Below are 1,902 nucleotides of genomic sequence, written 5' to 3' on the forward strand. Positions count from 1 at the left end.
CCAGCCACTCCTTCTCGGCAGCCAGGCCGGTCTTGACGACCTCGTTCACGGCCAGGAGGTCGGCCTCCTCGACAGCGATCACGAAGGGCATGTGAGACATGGCGTGGAGTCTAGCTAGATAACCCGAAGCCGACGCTTTTCCCGGACATGCGGCGTCCCTTTCCGCTCTCATATTCGCTAGCGTTCTGGCTAGCGAAAAAGCGACCAAACAAGCTAGATATTGCGCCAGTAAATACGCAGTTCAGACCGTGTTTTGGGTTGTTGCGAGGGCATGTTGATGCCTCTATCTTCGAGCCAAGTAAGCCGCGCCAAGGAGGCCGCAGTGTCGTACGTCCCAGCGCTCCCCGACGTCACCCGCTACACCTGGTGGGGCGATGTCCCCGAGGGTCTGTTCACCAAGACAGACCTCGCCCGGCAGGGCTTCAAGCCGGGCTCCGAGCCAGTCGGTCAGGTCCTCTACCACGGCAACTCGTATGCGCCGCTGTACGAGGCGGACCGTGCACTGCCCAAGCGGGCCTGCTCGCCTGCACAGCGCGCCGTCCTCGACCGCGCCCGATCCCTGCGCCGCGAGTGCCGGCGCTGCGGCGTACGCCGCGACTACCCGCTGGGCCGCGGCCGTTGGTGCGAACCGTGCGCCTGCTCGGTAGCGGCGTTCGCCATCCACGACGGCGCCCAGCAGCACGCCCGCCAGGCGCTCGCCGAGGACGGCACCGTGCTCCTGGTCGTCGCCGACGATCCCGACGCCCCCGGCGCGACGGGCCCGGCCACCGTCGCCGTCGTCGGCCTCCAGGACGGCCATCTCCTCTACGCCGCCGAGGCCGGACAGCACTCCAGCACCCAACGCGCCGACGTCGTCGACCAGCTCGACACGCTCCTCGCCGGCCGCAGGGTCCTCACCGAAAGCGACCGCGACGAGGGCCACCGCATCGCCAGCCGCCTCCTGGACAACGGCGAGCGGCCGCGCCCGGCCGGGACGACCGACGCCCACCCGTGGGTGTGGGGCGGCGGCACCGTGGCGACGTTCTGGCGCGAGTGGTTCGCCTGGACCGATCACCCGGGCTCGTACTACCCGTCGATGCCCTGGCGCGCGGGCATCGACCTGCCCTGGCCCCGAACCGCGGCCGCCGACCACGACGCCCGCCACCTGGCCACCCTCGTGCAGCAGATCGCCGACGGCAGCAGCCCCGTGTGGCCCGGCGCGCTTTGGATGGCAGACCAGAAAGGCCAACCTGACCTCAGCCTCCCCCACGTACGCGCGGCCGCCGAAAGGATGGTTGCCGTATGAGCCAGATCAGGCTGATGGACTCCGACTCGGCCAAGGCCCAGCGCACGGCCGATGCTGTGCAGCGCGCACTGGAGGCGTCGCCCGAGGTCGTCGTCGGCAACGTCGCCGTCGTGCCCAACCGGCGCGGCCCCGGCGCCCGGATCTACATGGAGGTGCTGCTCCTCGAACCGAAGGCGACGGACACCGAGCACGACCAGGAGGCGACCGTCGAGCGCACCGACCGCAGCCCACGACAGGGCCGACGTCAGGTCCTGCCCCGATAGCAGCCAGCGGAAGCGCCAGCATTACCGCAAGCCGGAATGCTGGCGCTTCCGTGCGTCTTGCAGCTCCTTCTCCAGCTCGGCGCCATACCTCTCGGCCCACCGAACCCACTCCTCGACCAGAGCTGCGAACGAGGCAGCAGCGGTCGGAGCCTGTCGGCGGATGTCCTTCAATGTGGTCTCGTCTGTCATGCCGGCACCATGACCGGCCAGAGTCTCTACGGTCTCGGGCCCACGGATGACTCCGCGCGCGCGTAGGACGGTCTCACGAGTTCCACGGATGTACCTCTGTGCAGGTCACACACGCGGGCAGCCGGTCTCACGAGGACTCGTCGAGGAACCTGTGGGACCGGCGGG

At 69.1% G+C, this 1,902-nt stretch carries 2 protein-coding genes; both read left to right on the forward strand.

Annotated features, from left to right (window positions below):
• Positions 1-322: 322 nt before the first annotated feature.
• A complete protein-coding gene (locus B072_RS44690; RefSeq protein ID WP_018534252.1) occupies positions 323-1,285 on the forward strand; it encodes a hypothetical protein in 963 nt (320 codons plus the stop codon).
• Entirely contained in the window at positions 1,282-1,548 is a 267-nt protein-coding gene (locus tag B072_RS0133020) for a hypothetical protein (RefSeq protein WP_018534253.1), read from the forward strand. The genes B072_RS44690 and B072_RS0133020 overlap by 4 nt, the downstream gene beginning before the upstream one ends.
• Positions 1,549-1,902: the final 354 nt, after the last annotated feature.

This window comes from Streptomyces sp. HmicA12, from assembly GCF_000373565.1.
GTDB lineage: Bacteria > Actinomycetota > Actinomycetes > Streptomycetales > Streptomycetaceae > Streptomyces.

Coding starts and splice junctions, on each gene's coding strand:
- B072_RS0133020 (WP_018534253.1), top strand. CDS start 1,282: ATGAGCCAGATCAGGCTGATGGACTCCGACTCGGCCAAGGCCCAGCGC.